This is a genomic window from Chitinophaga cymbidii (genome assembly GCF_007992715.1).
Classification (GTDB): Bacteria; Bacteroidota; Bacteroidia; order Chitinophagales; family Chitinophagaceae; genus Chitinophaga; species Chitinophaga cymbidii.
The window spans coordinates 1,663,853-1,681,728 of record NZ_BKAU01000001.1 but is presented as its reverse complement, the minus strand read 5'-3'; the positions used below and the strand labels follow the sequence as shown (position 1 = coordinate 1,681,728).

The window sequence follows — 17,876 nt, the reverse complement described above, 5'->3', positions numbered from 1 at the left end:
GGAAGCCGGTCAACAAAAAAATCAACCGCCCTGTGTAGCCTGGATAATGGTTACACGGTCATCCGGATGAAGCTGCGTGCCCGGCCAGTCGGGCTTCGGGACTACCCGTTGATTAATGGCGACGGCAATGCCATTGAGCGATGAGAGTTGAATAAACTGTAAGAGTGCAGTAACGGTTGTTTCCGGCTGCACCGCATAAAGTTTATTGTTTACAAGCACTTCCATGTTTGCAAGGAGTTTAGGTGAAACAATAAACTTTAAGGATGTAGATGAGAAGGAGTTCAGTTTTACTTTTCCCTACGGCAGTGTGAACTGCATCAGGTGACTGAGGGTATCATCTCAGTTCCGGTTGCCCGGAACACCCCTAAAGCAGTGTAAATCTACCGCCTTGTTTTTCAAATTCCAAATGCGGACCGGCATTTAGCATTATCTTTGAGGCATCTGTAACTGACCCGTAAACATTCCAGTATGATCAAACCCAGTGTGATCGCCGGCCTGACGCTGATATTGGCGGCCTGTCAACCTAAACAGCAGGCGGCAAAAGAAACTGATACTGTGCAGGAGAACAGCCAGACGTTCCCGGAGAATCCCGGCATGCAGGAGCCTGATTCCGTAGCAACATTACTGGATACAACAAAAACGGAAGTGGATTCAACGTTACTGCCGGGCAGGTGGATGCAGCCGGTGCCGGGGATTGACAGCATTTTGCAGGGAATGGACCTCCGGAAGAACGGCAAAGCGGTATCCATCAACATGCATACGCTGTTGTACGACAAATGGAAACTTGCTCATGATACGCTGATATTGTGGAGCCACGCGGAAGGTGTAGAGAATCCGGCCCCTGCGATCGATACCATGCTGGTAAAGACGCTGAACGATAGTGTGCTGGTGCTTTTCCCTACCAGCGCCGTACCGGGTTACCTGGAGAAGTTCACGCGGCAGCGCAAAGGGAAGAAATAAGTTAAAGTTGCGTGGCAAGTTCCCCGATCCGGATTCGGGAGGTTTTCTTCATCAGGTTACGGTTTTTACGCCGGCACCCGAAAAGAGGAACTTGTAGCCCCGCACATTACAGGCTAGAAATTATACACCTGCCATGCGCCTACTGCGCAACCTACGATAGACAGAAAAAGTCCCGCTACCGCCATTTGCAATTCATCAATGTTCTTGCGGGCGATCACACCGGAGATCAGGCAGGCGATCACTGCGCCGCCGCCCAGGTACATGGCCGCTTCCGGAGAATTGGTCACGAAAGAGAACGCGGCAGACAGCACACCGATGAAGATGGATGCATATCCCGCAATTTTAGGGAGACTGGTTGTGTGTGGCATGTTGAATCGATTATATAGGTGATAAAATAAATGACTAAACATTTTCAAAAGGCACTTTCAGCAAGGGACCTACCTGGTTATACCGCGCATCCTGGTATTCATCCAGCCCGTACTGCAGGCTGGTGGTATCTTTCACTGTAACAAACGTACCAAAGAGGCGGTCCCAGATCGAAAAAATATTGGCATAGTTTGAATCCGTTTCAGGCTGGTAGCGGCTATGATGCACCTTGTGCATGTCCGGCGACACAATGACCCAGCTCAGCGCTTTGTCCAGCCAGTGCGGTAAATGAATATTGGCGTGATTGAACTGGCTCATCAATGCGGACAGGCTCTGGTAGAGCATAACCATCCAGATCGGTACGCCCATAGTGACGATGGCGAGGAACAGCGCGCCCACGCGGAAAACGCTTTCCACCGGGTGATGCCGCAGCGCCGTGGTGGCGTCCACTTCTTTGTCCGTATGATGGATCTTGTGAAAATGCCACATCCAGGCTACTTTATGTTGAATAACATGTACGAGGTAAGCGCCGATGAAGTCCATCATCAGGATGGCCAGCAGGGCGTGCAGCCAGAGGGGCAGGGGCATCCAGTATAAAAGGCCGAACTGCTCCGCGGTGGTCCATTGGGAAGCTTTTACAATAAGAAAGGCAAAGCCGAGGTTCACCGCCGCTGTGGTGAGTGTAAAGAACAGATTGGTGCCGGCGTGCCGGTATTTGTTACCGGTAAACCGGAAGCGGGGGATCGCGCCCTCGATAACCCAGAGGAGCACCAGCCCGGCAACCAGGATGGCCGTACGGTAATACGACGGTATATGTTCAAAAAAGTCGATCATGTTATTAAGGGGTATTTCGTAGGTAGGCTAGGGTTAGAACAGGTATCAGTTACAATTACAAAGAAAAATTACGACTTTTTGCCCAATTGTGGCGGGTTTCAGCGGATTTTTTGTTGCGGGAAAATCAAGCAATTCATTGATAGAAGCCTTTATATAATAACAAATTGTTAATTATCTGGAGGGGTTGAACAGATATGTCGATTTGGTAATATATAAGTTTAACTAATGGGTGCGGCGTGTCTGGAGAGGCGAAGGGGGATAAAAAAATCCCGCTGTTGTTGGCAGCGGGATGGCATATTTTTTTAGTTGTTGAGGAGTAGTGGCATGACCAGCATCAGGAGGTCTTCGTTCTCGGCTTTTTCCACCGGCCGGAGGATGCCTGCTTTGGTGGGGGCGCTGAGGTCTATCGTGATCTCATCTCCTTCCGCGGCGTGTAGCATTTCAATGAGGAACTTTGCATTGAAGGCGATCTGCATGTCTTCTCCGCTGTACTGGCAATTCATGCGCTCGTTGCCTTCGAAGGAGAAGTCAACGTCCTGCGCGGACAGCTGCAGTTCGCTGCCGCTGATGCTGAGGGCTACCTGGTTGGTGCTTTTATTGGCGAATACGCTCACCCGTTTCAGCGCGTTCTGGAAATCGCTTTTCACCAGTGTAAGGCGGTAAGGATTCTCTTTCGGGATCACCACCTTGTAGTCCGGGAAGCGGGCATCGATGAGGCGGCAGATCATCTGCGCATTGTCGTGCGACACAAAGAAGTGGTTACCGCTGTAGGAAACCCTGATCTCGCTTTCGTTATCCGGGATAGCGGATTTGAGGAGGTTCAGTGGTTTCTTGGGAACGATGAAGGAATCGGCCTGCGGGCATTTCACATCTGTGCGGATGTACTTCACGAGGCGGTGCGCGTCGGTGGCCACGAAGGTGATATTTTCAGGATGCAGCTCAAAGAACACGCCGGTCATCTGCGGCCGGAGGTCGTCGTTGCTGACAGCAAAAAGTGTTTTGTTGATGGCGGTGATGAGCGCGGAGGCGGTCATCGTGAAGTTGGTGGCGTCTTCGGCGGCGGGTTCTTTCGGGAAGTTCTCCGGGTTTTCGCCCATTACCTTGTACTTGCCGTTGTCTGAAGTGATCTCCACGCCGAAGGAATTGAGATCGATATTAAAGGTCAGCGGCTGGTCCGGCAGATTCTTGAGGGAATCCATCAGTATTTTGGCGGGAATACAAATGCGGCCGCTTTCTTTGGCTTCCACCTCCAGCTTTACCTTCATAACGGTTTCCAGGTCGGTCGCTACAACGGTGAGCTCGTTCTTGTCGATCAGGAAAAGGAAATCTTCCAGGATGGGCAATACCGTGTTGGAGTTGATAACACCGCTGATCTGTTGTAATTGTTTTAATAAAGTAGAGGAAGAAACGATAAACTTCATAAGGTTACTTAATAATTGTTGCAAATGTAAGTAAACAAAGATAAAATCTTTTAGCAATCCACCTCATGCGCTTTTGTGAACATACCCGGCATTCGATCCCGCCATCATAGTTGTTTAAAAATGCAGAATCAGGGGTAATTGTTGAATGGAATCGATTAAAATGGCTGTTTGGTTGAAGATAGTGAAAAGATATGGCTGGATTGTTTCAAATTATTAATAAAACGGTTACTTTTGCCGCGCAAAAATCATCATTCATTAAAAACTAAAAATTGGGGTTATGAAACTGTCTCATTTAGCCGAAACGCTGATAGGTTCCGAAATTATCAAACTGGCCGGGGAGATCAAGGAAAAGCAGGCTAAGGGTGAAAAGATCTACAATTTCACCATCGGTGACTTTGACCCCAAGGTGTTCCCGATCCCTGCGGAGTTCGAAAACGAGATCATCCAGGCGTACAGGGATAAATATACCAACTACCCGCCGGCTGACGGTATTGCCGAACTGCGCAAAGCCGTAGGCGAGTTCATCGCCGAACGCGAAGGGCTGAGCTACGACCCTGCCAGCGAGATCGTGATCTCCTGCGGCGGCCGTCCCATTATCTACGCCACCTACCGCACGATCGTAGACCGCGGCGAGAAAGTGATCTACGCCACGCCGTCCTGGAACAACAACCACTACACGCACTTCCTGGAAGGCGAGCACGTAGTGCTGGAAACAAAAGTGGAAAACGACTTCATGCCTACCGCGGCGGAACTGAAGCCCCTGCTGAAAGGCGCCACCCTGCTGGCCCTCTGCTCTCCGCAGAATCCCACCGGCACCACGTTCGCGAAAAAACAACTGGAAGAGATCTGTGATATGGTGCTGGAAGAGAACAAGTCCCGCGGGGAAGGAGAAAAACCCCTGTATGTACTGTTCGACCAGATGTACTGGGTGCTGACCTTCGGGGAAACGCAGCACTACAACCCGGTATCGCTCCGCCCCGAAATGAAGAACTACACCGTTTTCATCGACGGTATGAGTAAAGCTTTCGCCGGCACCGGCGTACGTGTGGGCTGGGCCCTCGGTCCCAAACACGTAATGGCGAAGATGAAAGCGATCCTTTCCCACGTTGGTGCCTGGAGCCCGATGGCTGAACAGAAGGCCGCCGCCAAATACCTCGTGCAGAAAGACGCCGTGAATAAATACCTCACGCACTTCAAAAGTGAAGTGGAAGAAAGGCTGGTAAAGATCTACGAAGGTTTCGACGCGCTGAAAAAAGCCGGTCACGCCGTAGATGCCATTGCGCCGCAGGCCGCTATCTACCTGACCATTAAGCTGGACCTGGTAGGGAAGAAGACCGCCGCCGGCACCGTACTGGCAGACCAGGCCGCCGTTACTTCCTACATCCTCGATGAAGCGAAGCTGGCGGTGGTACCGTTCTATGCTTTCGGCTCCGCAAAAAATTCTCCCTGGTACCGCCTGAGCGTAGGCACCTGCGTAAAATCGGAAATCCCCGAAATGCTGGCCAAACTGAAAGCTACTTTGGAGCAATTACAGTAATTGTGAATATTTTACACATAATATTTAAAGGCGTTTCGAAAGAAACGCCTTTTTTGTTCCTTTTACACATATGTTTGTAACCAACTGATTATCAACCTGAAAAACTGAGGAAACTTCCAGAACGCTTTTTGTCATCCAAAAGTTAAAAATCCGTTAAATGGTCAACTGCTTTTACCAAATTCAATATTTCGTTATAATTTTGACTTTGAAACTAAAAAAGTCAAAAAGTTAATGAGTACAGATAACAGGGATGAAATGCGCGAGCGGATCATTGAAGCGGCTCTGAAGAGGTTCTCTCATTATAGTGCGTCGAAGACCACCATGAATGAGATCGCCGATGATCTGCATTGCTCAAAGGCTTCTTTATATTATTATTTCCCCGATAAGAACGGGCTGCATGTAGCGGTACTGGAAAAAGTGGCCGAGTTTTATTTTGACGAGATGGAAAAAGAAGCAGCCAAAGCGCCGACTGCCGAAGCTGCTTTGATGGGCCTGATCCTCACCCGCCAGGCTTTTGTGAAAAAGTTCTGCCGCCTGGAGCTGTTCAAGGTGCTCCGTGAGAAGAACATGCTGAACACCGCCGAAACATTCGAGGCCGCCCGCCAACGGGAAACCGGCATCGTGACCGGCATCATCCGCAGAGGCGTGGAAAACGGAGAGCTGCATACAGATCAACCGGAACAGGTGGCTACCTTATATATTCATTCCATGATGGGGCTCCGCCTGTCCGTTTTATCGCACAGCGCCATCACAGACGATATTTCCGAAGAAGAATTTGAGAAGATACACGAGTGGCAAACTTTGCTGACCGGGATATTTATCAAAGGGTTAAAAAAATAAAAGATGCGCGACAGAATATTGGAAACAGCGCTTCGCCTGTTCAGGACTTACGGTATCAAAAGCATCACCATGCAGGACATTGCCCGCGAATGCGGCATCTCCAAAAAAACGGTGTATGAGCATTTTGCCGACAAGTCTGAACTGGTGGACTCTTTCACGGAGTTCCTGACCAATACGCACTGCACCAGCATGAAAACCGCCTGCGCCGAAGGCCACGATGCAGTGGAAGAACTGGTGCTGTCCCTCCGGCAAACAGAACTGCTGGTGAAAAGCATCAACCCGATCCTGCTTTTCGAGCTGGAAAAATATCATCCGACAGCCTGGAAGAAGATCACAGACTTTAAGCAACAATTTATCACACAAACCATCAAGGACAACCTGGAACGGGGCATCCGCGAGGGCTTGTACCGCAGCAACATCCGCATTCACATCATCGCGCACATGCGCCTGATGCAGCTGGACTCTGCGTTCAACCCCCTCCACTTCCCCGCCACGGAGTTTGACATCCATGAAGTGATGTACGAGGTAACGGAACATTATATTCACGGCATTGCCACGCCCGAAGGGCACCGGCTCGCCGAACAATACCTCGCCGCGCATCACCAGATCGTTTAAAACAGTCGCCATAATTGTATAGAAACATGAAAAGATGGATCGTATCCTTCCTGCTGGTAACGTCAGCGGGGATGTATAACGCTAACGCACAAACGAAAACACTCTCCTTGCAGGAGTGCCTCCGGTACGCGGTGAACAACAACCAGCGGCTGGCGGTGAGCAGGCTCGAAGAAGAGATCGGCCGGCAGAAGACCGCCGAGGTCCGCGCGCAGGCTCTGCCGCAGGTGAACGCCAACGGCAACCTTACGGACAACCTGAAGAAACAGGTGCTCGTGCTGCCGGGGGAGCTCACCGGCGAACCGGGCAAGACCACCCTCGTGGAAGCCGGCACCACCTGGAACGCCTCCGCCTCCGCGGAACTGAACCAGCAGCTCTTTAACCAGAGCGTGTTCACCGGCCTGAAAGCCGCGAAGTCCGGCGAGGAATACTACGCCCTCCAGACGCAGCAAACAAAAGAAAACGTGATCTACGACGTGGCCAATCTTTATTACCAGCTGCTGGTGAAAAAAGAACGCATGCATGTGCTGGACACGAATATCATCAAGCTGACGCAGCTCGTATCCACCACCCACAGCCAGTTCGAGAACGGCCTTGCCAAAAAGATCGACCTGGACAGGATCAAGGTGAACCTCGTCAACTATCAAACACAAAAAAGCCAGCTGGAAAACCAGCTGAAAGTACAGGAAAACCAGCTCAAGCAAAAGATGGGCATGCCCATTGAAACGCCCATCGGCCTTCCTTCCCTGGAACTGAGTGATATTGAGCGGAAAGCGGCCGGCACGGCGGACTTTGCAGGTTTCAACCTGGATAACAGAACAGAAACACGCCTGCTGAAGAAAACAGAAGAGCTGCAAACCTACCAGAAGAAAGCCTATCTCGCGGAATACTTCCCGAGCCTCGCTTTCAAGGGCAACTATTCATACAACGGGATGTCCAATAAATTCGACCTGTTCAACAGCAGCTCTACCGCCAACTGGTTCAGCATGGCTTCTGTAGGCTTAACCTTGCGCATCCCCATCTTCGATGGTTTTGCCAGGCGCTCCCGCGTGAACCAGTCGAACTACACACTGCAGAAAGTGGCCCGCCAGCTGGAAGAGAACAAGATCAACCTGAACGCTTCCTACGAGAACGCCCGCCTGCAAATGCTGAATAACCTGAGCACCATCAAAACGCAAAAGGAAAACGTAGCGCTGGCGGACGAGGTGTACTACTCTACACAAAATAATTACAACCTGGGCCTCGCCAGCCTCACGGACCTGCTGAATGCGGAAACCTCGCTGGCAGAAGCACAGAACAGCTACAATGAAGCGCTCCTGCAATACAAACTCGCAGAACTGGAACTGATCAAATCCAACGGTAACCTGCCATCACTCTTAAACTAACGCAAGCCATGAAGAAAGTTTTAATCTACGGCACTTTAACAATAGCGGTCCTTGCCGCCATCATCTGGAAACTGAACGCCAACAAAAAGGCGAACACGGAAAAAACGGAATACGTTAAACAAAGCAATACAGGCGATGTGCCGGTGCTGACCGAAAAAGTGGTCCGCACGGAATTTGAACAGCAATTCGCCGCGAACGGCAACTTTGAGCCCTTCCGCGAACTGACCTTCATGAGCGAAGTGTCCGGCCGCATTACGCAGTTGTATGTGGATGAGGGAAGTTTTGTGAAACAGGGACAGGCGCTGGCGCGGGTAGATGACGAGATCGTGGGAACTGATCTGCAATCCGCCAAAGTGAACCTGGAACAACTGAAAGTGGACAAGGAAAGATATGAAAGCGCCTTCCGGACGGGTGGCGTAACAAAGAAGCAAATGGACGACGCGCGCCTGCAATACGACCTGGCGAAAAGCAAGTACGAAGCCGCCAGCCGCCGCATCCGCGACACGCACGTGAAAGCGCCGATCTCCGGCACCATCAACGCCAAATATGTAGAATTGGGCGCCTACCTTTCTCCCGGCACCAAGATGTTCGACATCGTGGACGTATCCCGCCTGAAGCTGCGGGTGACCGTACCGGAACAGCAGGTGATCCACCTGAAGACCGGCGATAAAGTGGAAGTGAGCAGCAACGTGTATCCGGAGATAACGTACACCGGCAAGATCACCTTCATCGCCGCCAAAGGCGACGCCAGCCTGAGCTATCCCGTGGAAATGGAAGTAGCGAACGTGAATGGCAAATCGCTGAAAGCCGGCATGTACGGCACCGCGCATTTTGACATGCCGAAGCAGGACGCCGCCATGCTGATCCCCCGCACGGCTTTCGTGGGCGGTGTGAACAGCAACCAGGTATATGTAATGGACAATAATATCGCAAAGGTCCGCAAGGTAGTGGCCGGCAGGATCTTCGGCGATAAAGTGGAAATCAGGGAAGGACTGAATGAAGGCGAGACCGTGATCACCAGCGGTCAGATCAACCTCACGGAAGGCGCGAAGGTGACCGTATTGCAAAAGTAGGATACAAACCAATTACAATGAAGATTACAGAGATTTCGATAAAAAGACCGACGGTAGTAGTGGTGTTGTTCACCATTCTCACGCTGCTGGGCTTCATCAGCTACAAGGCGCTGAACTATGAGCTGCTGCCCAAGTTCTCTTCCCCGATCGTAACCATCGCTACCGTGTATCCCGGCGCTTCGCCGCAGGAAGTGGAAAGCACCGTTACCAAAAAGATCGAGGACGCGGTGGCTTCCATGGAGAAGATCAAAAAACTCACCTCCAAATCCTCCGAAAGCCTGTCCATCGTGACCGTAGAATTGAATAATGATGCGGATGTGGACATTGCCCTGCAGGATGCGCAGCGGAAAGTGAACGCCATCCTGGCGGACCTTCCCGGTGATGCGAAACCGCCGTCCCTCAATAAATTCTCGCTGGACGACCTGCCGATCATGACGCTTTCCGCCACCGCGGAAATGGATGACCGCGTGTTCTTTGACCTGGTGGACAAAAAGCTCCAGCCGCAGCTCTCCCGCCTGCCGGGCGTTGCGCAGATATCGCTCATCGGCGGTCAGGAAAGAGAGATCAAGATCAACATCGACCCCGCAAAGCTGGAAGCCTACAAGCTGTCCATTTTGCAGGTGCGCCAGATCGTGACCAACGCGAACCTGGACTTCCCCACCGGTAAAGTAAAAACAACAGAACAACAGATACTCGTGCGCCTTGCCGGTAAATACAAGGATGTGGAGCAGCTGCGCAACCTTGTGCTGACCACTACATCTACCGGTACGCAGGTGCGCCTGATGGACGTAGCAGACGTGCAGGATAGTCAGAAAGATGCGGAAAGAGTAGCGCGTGTGGACGGCCAGAGCGCTATCGCGATGCAGGTGCAGAAACAGACGGACGCCAACGCGGTGACCGTAAGTGAAGAAGTGCAGAAAGCGATCGCATCCATCGAAAAAGAATATGCATCCAGCCAGCTGAAGATCAAGATCGCGAACGACGCTTCCGTGTTCACACTGGAATCCGCGGACTCCGTGATCCATGACCTGATCATCGCGATCCTGCTCGTGGCGGCGGTGATGCTGCTGTTCCTGCACAGCCTGCGGAATGCGATCTTCGTGATGATCTCCATCCCGGCGTCCCTCATCGCTACCTTCATCGGCATGAAATTATTCGGCTTCTCGCTGAACCTGATGAGCCTCCTCGGCCTGTCGCTCGTAGTGGGCATCCTGGTGGACGACGCCATTGTGGTGCTGGAAAATATTTATCGTCACATGGAGATGGGCAAGAACAAAGTACGTGCGGCGTTTGACGGTGTGAAGGAGATCGGGTTTACCGTTACCTCCATCACGCTGGTAATTGTGGTGGTGTTCCTGCCTATCTCGTTGACGAATGAACTGGTGAGCAAGATCCTCCGGGAGTTCTGCGTGGTGGTGATGATCTCTACCATGCTGAGCTTGCTCGCATCTTTTATGATCGTGCCCCTGCTGGCTTCGCGCTTCGGCAAGCTCGAACATCTCACCGGCAAGAACCTTTTTGAAAAATTCATTCTCTGGTTCGAAAAGCAGCTGAACAAATTCACGCAGTGGATGACCGGTATGCTGAAATGGGCGCTGGCGCACAAGACCATTACCCTGGTGGGTGCGGTGCTGCTGCTGATCGCTTCTTTCCAGCTGGTGGGCCGCGGCTATATCGGCGGGGAGTTCATTCCGCAGGGCGACCGCGGGCAGTTCATCGTCATGCTGGAAATGCCGAAAGACGCTTCCCTGGAACAAACGAACCTCGCTACCCGCAAAGCGGAGCAGATACTGGACAAGAAAACGGAAGTGACCTCACTGATCACCACCGTGGGCCAGACCTCTGAAGACGGCTTTGGTACTTCCCAGTCCACCGCCTACAAAGCGGAGATCACCGTGATGCTGGTAGACCAACACCTTCGTCCCGCTGCGGACATCTTCGGCGCACAAGTGAAGAAAGAACTGAAAGAACAACTGCCGGGCGTGAAAGTGAAAACAACGCCGGTGAGCATCCTGGGTACCGCGCAGCGCGCACCTGTGGAGCTGGTGGTGATGGGTACGGACCTGGACAGCGTGATGAGCTTTGCCAAGCTGGCGATGGGTGAACTGACGAAGATCGAAGGTTCCAGCGAAGTGAAGCTGTCTGTAGAAGACGGGAACCCCGAGATCAATGTGCAGGTGGACCGCGACAAGATGTCCGCCCTCGGCCTCACGCTGGAAACAGTGGGTGGTACGATGCAGACCGCTTTCAGCGGTACCGCGGACGATTCCAAAGTGAAGTTCCGCCAGGGAGAATATGAATATGATATCAATATCCGGTTCGATGATTTCAACCGTAAGAATATCAACGATGTGAAGAACATCGACTTCGTGAACAACCGCGGCGAGCTGATCAGGCTGGCGCAGTTCGCGAACGTAACGGAAGGTTCCGGCCCCAGCCACCTGGAGCGCCGTGACAAGAACACTTCCGTTTCCGTGCAGTCCCAGGTAATGGGCCGCCCCTCCGGCACCGTGACCCAGGAGTTCGGCGCCGTGGTCGAAAAGCTGCCGAAGCCCGCCGGTGTATCCTACGTGTTCGGCGGCGACGCGGAGAATCAGGGCGACTCCTTCTCCACACTGGGCGTGGCGCTGTTGATCTCCATCGTGATGGTATACCTGATCATGGTGGCGCTGTACGACAACTATATTTATCCGTTCGTGGTGATGTTCTCCATCCCGCTGTCCATCATCGGGGCGTTGCTGGCATTGGCATTGACGAACAACACGCTGAACATCTTCACCATCCTGGGGATGATCATGCTGATCGGCCTTGTGGCGAAGAACGCGATCATCCTGGTGGACTTTACCAACCAGATGAAGGAAGAAGGGCAGAGCACCTACGATGCGCTGATCCACGCCAACCACGCGCGTCTCCGCCCGATCCTGATGACCACCATCGCCATGGTGATCGGTATGTTGCCGATCGCGCTGGCCACAGGCGGCGTGGCTTCCACGAAGAACGGCCTGGCCTGGGTAATTATCGGCGGGCTGATCAGCTCCATGTTCCTGACGCTGATCGTGGTGCCGGTGATCTATTATGTGGTGGATAAAGGAATGCAGAAGCTCGGCATGGGCCGCGTTTCCAAAAAACGCCTGATCCGCCAGCGGATGGTAGCGCCTACAAAGGCCGAGCTGGAAACCGTAGAGCTGGAAACGGCCGCTATGATGAATTGATGAAACTTTTTAGATAAGCACTATATAATGATAGTGTTACAAACAGTGTAACAGTTGTAGGTTTAACTAAATGGCCGGGGTAGTCTTACCCCGGCCTTTATGTTTTGCTACAAATCTGTATGGCTATTTACCCCTTCAATATCTTGTCATACGAAGCCATGATCCCCTTGATCAGCGAAGAGCTGAACCCCTGGTGCTCCATCTCATTCAAACCCGCAATGGTGCAGCCTTTGGGCGTGGTCACTTTATCGATTTCCTCTTCAGGATGACGTTTTTCGCGGATCAGCAATTCGGCAGCGCCTTTCACGGTCTGTGCCGCGATGAGGTTGGCGGTGCGCACGTCAAATCCGATCTCGATGCCGCCCTGGATGTTGGCGCGGATGAAGCGGAAGGCGTAGGCGATGCCGCAGGCGCCGAGCACGGTGGCGGCGTCCATCAGCTTTTCATCGATATTAACGGTAACGCCTAGCTGGTCGAACATTTTTTGCACGAACGCTACCTGTTCCGCGGTGCCGTTGCGGTGGCAGATGCAGGTCATCGATTCCTGTATGGCGATGGCGGTGTTGGGCATGGCGCGGAAAATGGGCAGGCCGGGGAGGGTGATGGCTTCCAGGTCGTCCAGCAGCACGCCCGTCACCACGCTGATGAGGATCTGTTTTTCCACGTCAAACGAGGCACGCAATTCGCTCAGCACTTCCTTTACGTTGTACGGTTTGAGCGCGATCACTACTACTTCGGCCTGGCTGATGGCTTTGGCATTGTCTGATTCAATATGTACGCCCTGTTCGCGGAGTGCGGAGAGGGTGGCGATATTCCTTTTGGTAATGGTGATATCGGATGCTTGGGAGAACCCGCTTTTCAGCAGGCCCTCTGCGATGGCGGAGCCTAAGTTCCCTCCGCCGATAATGGCTATTTTCTTACCGGACATAACAGTCTATCATTTTGGAAGAGTAAGGTATGATAAAAGCCGCAACCCTGCAAGAATCCCATAAAAGGCAATGGCCCCCGGAACCCCGGAGACCATCGTCAGACAACATCAAAATATGACCATTCCTGATGACTCAGGCATTAATCCAGCGTTACATGCGCCCAGTTCTCACCGCTTTTGATACGGTACAGCTGCATTTCACTGATATCGAACTGCTCGGCGATCTGTTTCATTGTTTTCTTACCCGGCCTTTCCAGCAGGCGCTTGATGCTTTTCACTTTAGCCACGTTCAGCTTCAGCCCTTTCAGGCGGTTGCGCTGCTTTTCCTTGTAGGCCAGCTTGGCGGGGCTTTTCTGCTGGTGCTTTTCCATTTCCTCCTTGGATGCCCAGCGGAGGTTGGAAACTTTGTTGTTCTTTTTATCGAAATCCAGGTGAATAACGTATTTCTGTGTTCGTCCCGCTTTCTGGGCAAATAATTTGGCGACCTCGCGGTGAAGGTAGAGGGACTGGTAGGAGTCTGCCGGCTTGATGTTCAGTACCGTATAGCCTTCTACGGTAGAACCGGTCAACAATTTGCCATCCTCGATGCTTTCATGGTAACTGATCACTCTTCCCATGTTGGACACTGCGTACCGTTTGCGCAGCGCAGCTTTGTTTTTAATCTGCAAGTCTTTCCAGACTTCGTTTTTCAGATTTTTAATCGTGGCCATTGTGAAAGTTTTTTTGTGATTCAAAGGGATCAACCAGGGAAACCACACATTACTTCATCTGGATGAACTGACGATTCGGTTGTATCAGCTATAAGGGGCATTGTCCGCTCAAATATATGATCTTTATACTGTAATGCGATGGCATCCAAGACCTCTTCAACCGCTGACGGTGTATTGCAAGTTACTAATTGTGCACGGAATTCTTTGATATGCGGCAAACCTTTCAGGTAATTGGCGTAATGCCTCCGCATCTCCAGTATTCCAACAATCTCTCCTTTCCAGCTGATGCTGTGGCGGAGGTGTTGTTTGCAGACTTTCACCCGTTCTTCCACTGTAGGCGGTGGCAGGTGCTTTCCGGTATGAAGGTAGTGTTTTATTTCGTTGAATATCCAGGGGTAGCCGATGGCGGCGCGGCCGATCATCACCCCGTCTATGCCGAACTTCGCCCGGGCGCTTTTGGCCTGCTCCGGCGTACAGATGTCACCGTTACCAAAGATGGGGATGTTGATCCGGGGATTGTTCTTCACTTTGCCGATGAGGGACCAGTCTGCATTGCCCTTGTACATCTGGGTGCGGGTGCGGCCATGGATGGTGAGGGCTTTGATGCCCACGTCCTGCAGCCTTTCGGCCACTTCTTCTATATTTTTCGAGTTATCGTCCCAGCCGAGGCGGGTTTTTACGGTAACAGGCAGGCGGGTGGCTTTCACCACGGCTTCGGTGAGGCGCACCATTTTGGGGATGTCTTTCAGGATGCCGGCGCCCGCGCCTTTGCAGGTGACCTTCTTCACGGGGCATCCGAAGTTAATGTCCAGCAGGTCAGGGTTCGCCACCTCCACGATCTGTGCCGCCATGGCCATGGGTTCCTCGTCCCCGCCGAAGATCTGTATGCCCACGGGGCGCTCGTAATCGAAAATATCCAGCTTTTGCCTGCTTTTGATGGCATCACGGATAAGCCCCTCCGAAGAAATGAACTCCGAATACATGAGATCGGCCCCGTTCGCTTTGCAGACCGCACGGAAGGGAGGATCGCTCACATCTTCCATGGGCGCCAGCAGTAACGGAAACTCACCTAATTCTATATCTCCTATTTTCACCATATAACCGTATTCAAATGTATTTTGCCGAACAGTGGCAAACGCGCTGTAAATTTACGCAAATTTACCACAGCGATTGTTTATGGGCTACCTCCGGCAATATTCTCCTTTCATGCAACTGGTCACCTTCCTGGGACTGATGTTTGCTTTTATGATGCTGCATTCCCTGTTTATGGCGGGCTTTTTCCCGGCTATCAGTGGCGGCTATACGATAGAACAATTTACCGATCCAAAAGTTTGGAAAGATCCCGGTTTCGTGCAGGCGCTGAAGATCGTGCAGCTATTATATACGGTGGTGGGCTTTCTGCTGCCGGCCTGTATCTTCGCTTACCTCGCGCATCCCCGGCCCGCGCAGTACCTCGGCCTGGAACAGCCGCCGAAGGGCAGCCAGCTGCTGCTGGCCGTTCTCGTAGTGGCCTGCTCGCTGCCGCTGGTGGGCGTTACTGCCGAATGGAACGCCAGCTGGCCGGTATCTGAAGCGATCAAAGACCTGGAAGACATGGCGGCCGAACAGACCAAACTGCTGCTGAACATGCCGGATGCGGGCTCCATGTTATTCTCGCTCTTCCTGCTGGCACTTTTGCCGGCCATTGCGGAGGAATTTTTCTTCCGCGGCGTGGTGCAAAGGCTGGTGATGCAACTGGTGAAGAACGGCTGGCTGGCTGTTTTTATCACGGCTGTTTTTTTCAGCGCCATACATATGCAGTTCCTCGGCTTCGTGCCGCGGGTGGTACTGGGCTTCGTGATGGGCGCCATTTATTTCCTCACCGGCAACCTCTGGCTGTCCATCGCCGGGCACTTCCTCAACAATGGACTGCAGGTTGTGCTGGCTTACCTGTTCCAGGCAAAAATGATCTCTTATGATGTGATGAAAGATGAACATACGCCCATTTATTTCGGCCTGTTCAGCCTGCTGCTGGTAGGATTTTTGCTGATGGTACTGCACAAACGCGCGAAAGCCGCGGGCCAGACCTTCGATCTGCCGGAGGAACCCGCCGAAGAGGAAGACCAGGATTCAATATTTAAAGACTGATATATGGAAAAAGACTGGATAAAAGTTTTCGGCAGCAACGTATCATACGAAGCCGAGATCATCAGGGGAATGCTGGCGGAAAACGGCATCGACGCCGTGGTGATCAACCGGCAGGACTCTTCCTTTGTGACCATGCTGCCGGGCATGGACGAGGTGTATGTGCACAATTCCAACGAGGCAAAAGCCAGGGAGCTGATCGCCGCGGGCGGACAGGCTGGTAACCTGGAAAACAATGTGTAGCTTTACGCCCGGTCCAACATCGTAGTCAAGCATGAAGACATTCATCACGCGCACCGTTACTGCCCTCTTTTTTGTTGCCATCATGCTCGGGGGTATCCTGTGGAATGAGCTGTCGTTTTTTCTCCTTTTCTTTCTGATCAACTTTTTTGCGCTGCAGGAATATTTTCTGCTCGTACGCCAGATAGACCCGGAATACAAGGAAGTATCTCCCTGGCACAAGTTCGGCGTGCTGATCGCCGGATGCGCGGTAATGATGGCGGTAACCGATAAACATTTCGGCGGAAGCGGCGTTTCGCTGGGCGAGATCGGCTGGGTGATGGCCTTCATCTTCATCCTGCTGCTGCCGCTCGGGGAAATATTGATGAGCCGCAACTTTTCGCTGAAAACGATCGGGTATTCACTGCTCGGGCTGCTGTATGTGACCGCGCCGCTGAGCCTGATGGTAGACCTGCGTTTATTCCCTTATCCCGTCAGCGTAGTTCCCGGTTGGCATACGGAAATCCGCGGCGAGCTGCACGGATTCCTGATCCCGCTGCTGCTGATCATTTTCATCTGGATCAATGATACCATGGCCTATATCGTGGGTTCGCTGATCGGCCGTACGCCGTTCTTCCCCTCCATCTCTCCGAAGAAAACCATCGAAGGAACGGTAGGCGGAATGATCCTGGCGATCGCCGCGGCCGGCGTCTTCGGATATTTCTGGGGAGATCAGTGGCTGCACTGGCCGCACTGGATGGCGCTCGCCTGCATCGCCGCGATCTTCGGAACGGCGGGCGACCTGCTGGAATCACGCCTGAAACGCCTCGCCGGCGTAAAGGATTCCGGCCGCATCATGCCCGGGCACGGCGGGTTCCTGGACAGGTTCGATTCCCTGCTCGTGGCGGCTCCTTTTGCCTGGATCTATGTGAGGCTCTTCATAGCCTGAAATTTCTTCATAACTTCGTGCCGAATTAAATTTTAAATCAGAACAATGACTATCCACCGCGAGGGAACGGCCACTATTACCCTGACCTTTATCCTGCTGGCGCTGATCAATGGCGCGATCTATTATTTCGTGCCCGGATCACCCGTACTTTTCTGGACGGTGCTCGGTATTTCCGCCGCCCTGTTCCTTTTTATCATTTCCTTTTTCCGGCTTCCCAAACGTGAGCATACCGAAGGCGAACAGCTTGTGGTAGCTCCGGCGGACGGGCGTGTGGTGGTGATCGAAGAAACGGTGGAAACGGAATATTTTAAAGATAAACGCCTGCAGGTGTCCATCTTCATGAGCCCGGCGAACGTGCATGTGAACAGGAACCCCATCAGCGGGGAGGTGAAGCTGAGCCAGTACCACGCCGGCAAATACCTCGTGGCCTGGCACCCGAAGTCTTCCACCGAAAACGAAAGGCATACCGTGGTGATCGGCAACGGCGCCAATGAAATCCTCGTACGCCAGATCGCCGGCGCGCTGGCCCGCAGGATCGTGAACTACCTCAAAGCTGGCATGCAGGTGAAGCAGAACGACGAAATGGGCTTCATCAAATTCGGTTCGCGCGTGGATATTTACCTGCCTGTAGGCACAAAAGTGGACGTGCAGCTGGAGCAAACCGTGCGGGGCGGACAAACAGTGATTGCGAAACTGGGATAATTTG

At 52.5% G+C, this 17,876-nt stretch carries 18 protein-coding genes and 1 riboswitch; of the genes, 11 read left to right on the top strand and 7 right to left on the bottom strand.

The window, feature by feature from the left end; genetic code table 11:
- Positions 1–21: 21 nt before the first annotated feature.
- On the bottom strand, positions 22–225 hold the full coding sequence (gene thiS / locus CCY01nite_RS06780) for a sulfur carrier protein ThiS (protein WP_146859020.1): 204 nt from the start codon (positions 223–225) through the stop codon (positions 22–24).
- Positions 226–277: 52 nt separating this feature from the next.
- Positions 278–376: riboswitch (TPP riboswitch) on the bottom strand.
- A gap of 92 nt (positions 377–468) precedes the next feature.
- On the opposite strand from thiS, the gene CCY01nite_RS06775 reads away from it, so the two are divergent.
- Positions 469–960, top strand: a complete 492-nt coding sequence (locus CCY01nite_RS06775; protein ID WP_146859018.1) for a lipocalin-like domain-containing protein — start codon at positions 469–471, stop codon at positions 958–960.
- Between the two features lie 113 nt (positions 961–1,073).
- On the opposite strand, the gene CCY01nite_RS06770 is transcribed toward CCY01nite_RS06775, so the two are convergent.
- The 3 genes from CCY01nite_RS06770 to dnaN form a co-directional block, all read right to left on the bottom strand.
- Entirely contained in the window at positions 1,074–1,328 is a 255-nt protein-coding gene (locus CCY01nite_RS06770) for a hypothetical protein (protein WP_146859016.1), read from the bottom strand.
- A 34-nt stretch (positions 1,329–1,362) separates the two neighbouring features.
- Positions 1,363–2,160 (bottom strand): sterol desaturase family protein, encoded by a 798-nt coding sequence (locus tag CCY01nite_RS06765; protein WP_146859014.1) that lies wholly within the window; start codon positions 2,158–2,160, stop codon positions 1,363–1,365.
- A gap of 302 nt (positions 2,161–2,462) precedes the next feature.
- A complete protein-coding gene (gene dnaN / locus CCY01nite_RS06760; RefSeq protein ID WP_146859013.1) occupies positions 2,463–3,581 on the bottom strand; it encodes a DNA polymerase III subunit beta in 1,119 nt (372 codons plus the stop codon).
- 277 nt (positions 3,582–3,858) lie between these two features.
- Between dnaN and CCY01nite_RS06755 the strand changes: the two genes are divergently transcribed.
- The 6 genes from CCY01nite_RS06755 (at position 3,859) to CCY01nite_RS06730 (ending at position 12,240) form a co-directional block, all read left to right on the top strand.
- Positions 3,859–5,118: a pyridoxal phosphate-dependent aminotransferase gene (locus CCY01nite_RS06755; protein WP_146859012.1), complete on the top strand. Its 1,260-nt coding sequence runs from the start codon at positions 3,859–3,861 to the stop codon at positions 5,116–5,118.
- Between the two features lie 231 nt (positions 5,119–5,349).
- Positions 5,350–5,958 carry a TetR/AcrR family transcriptional regulator gene (locus CCY01nite_RS06750; protein WP_146859010.1) on the top strand — a complete coding sequence of 203 codons (609 nt, stop codon included), beginning with the start codon at positions 5,350–5,352 and terminating at the stop codon, positions 5,956–5,958.
- A gap of 3 nt (positions 5,959–5,961) precedes the next feature.
- Positions 5,962–6,573 (top strand): TetR/AcrR family transcriptional regulator, encoded by a 612-nt coding sequence (locus tag CCY01nite_RS06745; protein WP_146859008.1) that lies wholly within the window; start codon positions 5,962–5,964, stop codon positions 6,571–6,573.
- A gap of 26 nt (positions 6,574–6,599) precedes the next feature.
- Positions 6,600–7,955, top strand: coding sequence for a TolC family protein (locus CCY01nite_RS06740; RefSeq protein ID WP_146859006.1), 1,356 nt, complete (start codon positions 6,600–6,602; stop codon positions 7,953–7,955).
- 8 nt (positions 7,956–7,963) lie between these two features.
- Positions 7,964–9,028 carry an efflux RND transporter periplasmic adaptor subunit gene (locus CCY01nite_RS06735; RefSeq protein ID WP_146859004.1) on the top strand — a complete coding sequence of 355 codons (1,065 nt, stop codon included), beginning with the start codon at positions 7,964–7,966 and terminating at the stop codon, positions 9,026–9,028.
- Between the two features lie 17 nt (positions 9,029–9,045).
- On the top strand, positions 9,046–12,240 hold the full coding sequence (locus CCY01nite_RS06730) for an efflux RND transporter permease subunit (RefSeq protein WP_146859002.1): 3,195 nt from the start codon (positions 9,046–9,048) through the stop codon (positions 12,238–12,240).
- A 127-nt stretch (positions 12,241–12,367) separates the two neighbouring features.
- Here the strand turns inward: CCY01nite_RS06730 and proC are convergent, their stop codons facing one another.
- The 3 genes from proC to dusB form a co-directional block, all read right to left on the bottom strand.
- Positions 12,368–13,168, bottom strand: a complete 801-nt coding sequence (gene proC, locus CCY01nite_RS06725; protein ID WP_146859000.1) for a pyrroline-5-carboxylate reductase — start codon at positions 13,166–13,168, stop codon at positions 12,368–12,370.
- 140 nt (positions 13,169–13,308) lie between these two features.
- Positions 13,309–13,878, bottom strand: coding sequence for an NUMOD4 domain-containing protein (locus CCY01nite_RS06720; RefSeq protein ID WP_146858998.1), 570 nt, complete (start codon positions 13,876–13,878; stop codon positions 13,309–13,311).
- 29 nt (positions 13,879–13,907) lie between these two features.
- Entirely contained in the window at positions 13,908–14,975 is a 1,068-nt protein-coding gene (dusB, locus tag CCY01nite_RS06715) for a tRNA dihydrouridine synthase DusB (RefSeq protein ID WP_146858996.1), read from the bottom strand.
- Positions 14,976–15,084: 109 nt separating this feature from the next.
- Here dusB and CCY01nite_RS06710 point away from each other — a divergent pair, with 109 nt between their 5' ends.
- Genes CCY01nite_RS06710 through CCY01nite_RS06695 form a run of 4 tightly spaced genes read left to right on the top strand, consistent with a single transcriptional unit; the run spans position 15,085 to position 17,872 of the window.
- Positions 15,085–16,005 (top strand): CPBP family intramembrane glutamic endopeptidase, encoded by a 921-nt coding sequence (locus CCY01nite_RS06710; RefSeq protein ID WP_186830939.1) that lies wholly within the window; start codon positions 15,085–15,087, stop codon positions 16,003–16,005.
- 3 nt (positions 16,006–16,008) lie between these two features.
- Positions 16,009–16,245, top strand: coding sequence for a putative signal transducing protein (locus tag CCY01nite_RS06705; RefSeq protein WP_146858992.1), 237 nt, complete (start codon positions 16,009–16,011; stop codon positions 16,243–16,245).
- A gap of 31 nt (positions 16,246–16,276) precedes the next feature.
- Positions 16,277–17,170, top strand: a complete 894-nt coding sequence (locus CCY01nite_RS06700) for a phosphatidate cytidylyltransferase (RefSeq protein WP_146858990.1) — start codon at positions 16,277–16,279, stop codon at positions 17,168–17,170.
- Positions 17,171–17,215: 45 nt separating this feature from the next.
- Positions 17,216–17,872 (top strand): phosphatidylserine decarboxylase family protein, encoded by a 657-nt coding sequence (locus CCY01nite_RS06695; protein WP_146858988.1) that lies wholly within the window; start codon positions 17,216–17,218, stop codon positions 17,870–17,872.
- Positions 17,873–17,876 lie beyond the last annotated feature (4 nt).

Excerpts from the sequence above, each read along its gene's own strand:
- CCY01nite_RS06705 (WP_146858992.1), top strand. The coding sequence starts at position 16,009 with ATGGAAAAAGACTGGATAAAAGTTTTCGGCAGCAACGTATCATACGAA.
- CCY01nite_RS06740 (WP_146859006.1), top strand. The coding sequence starts at position 6,600 with ATGAAAAGATGGATCGTATCCTTCCTGCTGGTAACGTCAGCGGGGATG.
- thiS (WP_146859020.1), bottom strand. The coding sequence starts at position 225 with ATGGAAGTGCTTGTAAACAATAAACTTTATGCGGTGCAGCCGGAAACA.
- CCY01nite_RS06765 (WP_146859014.1), bottom strand. The coding sequence starts at position 2,160 with ATGATCGACTTTTTTGAACATATACCGTCGTATTACCGTACGGCCATC.
- proC (WP_146859000.1), bottom strand. The coding sequence starts at position 13,168 with ATGTCCGGTAAGAAAATAGCCATTATCGGCGGAGGGAACTTAGGCTCC.
- CCY01nite_RS06735 (WP_146859004.1), top strand. The coding sequence starts at position 7,964 with ATGAAGAAAGTTTTAATCTACGGCACTTTAACAATAGCGGTCCTTGCC.
- CCY01nite_RS06720 (WP_146858998.1), bottom strand. The coding sequence starts at position 13,878 with ATGGCCACGATTAAAAATCTGAAAAACGAAGTCTGGAAAGACTTGCAG.
- dusB (WP_146858996.1), bottom strand. The coding sequence starts at position 14,975 with ATGGTGAAAATAGGAGATATAGAATTAGGTGAGTTTCCGTTACTGCTG.
- CCY01nite_RS06770 (WP_146859016.1), bottom strand. The coding sequence starts at position 1,328 with ATGCCACACACAACCAGTCTCCCTAAAATTGCGGGATATGCATCCATC.
- CCY01nite_RS06700 (WP_146858990.1), top strand. The coding sequence starts at position 16,277 with ATGAAGACATTCATCACGCGCACCGTTACTGCCCTCTTTTTTGTTGCC.
- CCY01nite_RS06775 (WP_146859018.1), top strand. The coding sequence starts at position 469 with ATGATCAAACCCAGTGTGATCGCCGGCCTGACGCTGATATTGGCGGCC.
- CCY01nite_RS06710 (WP_186830939.1), top strand. The coding sequence starts at position 15,085 with ATGCAACTGGTCACCTTCCTGGGACTGATGTTTGCTTTTATGATGCTG.
- CCY01nite_RS06750 (WP_146859010.1), top strand. The coding sequence starts at position 5,350 with ATGAGTACAGATAACAGGGATGAAATGCGCGAGCGGATCATTGAAGCG.
- CCY01nite_RS06755 (WP_146859012.1), top strand. The coding sequence starts at position 3,859 with ATGAAACTGTCTCATTTAGCCGAAACGCTGATAGGTTCCGAAATTATC.
- CCY01nite_RS06745 (WP_146859008.1), top strand. The coding sequence starts at position 5,962 with ATGCGCGACAGAATATTGGAAACAGCGCTTCGCCTGTTCAGGACTTAC.
- CCY01nite_RS06730 (WP_146859002.1), top strand. The coding sequence starts at position 9,046 with ATGAAGATTACAGAGATTTCGATAAAAAGACCGACGGTAGTAGTGGTG.
- dnaN (WP_146859013.1), bottom strand. The coding sequence starts at position 3,581 with ATGAAGTTTATCGTTTCTTCCTCTACTTTATTAAAACAATTACAACAG.
- CCY01nite_RS06695 (WP_146858988.1), top strand. The coding sequence starts at position 17,216 with ATGACTATCCACCGCGAGGGAACGGCCACTATTACCCTGACCTTTATC.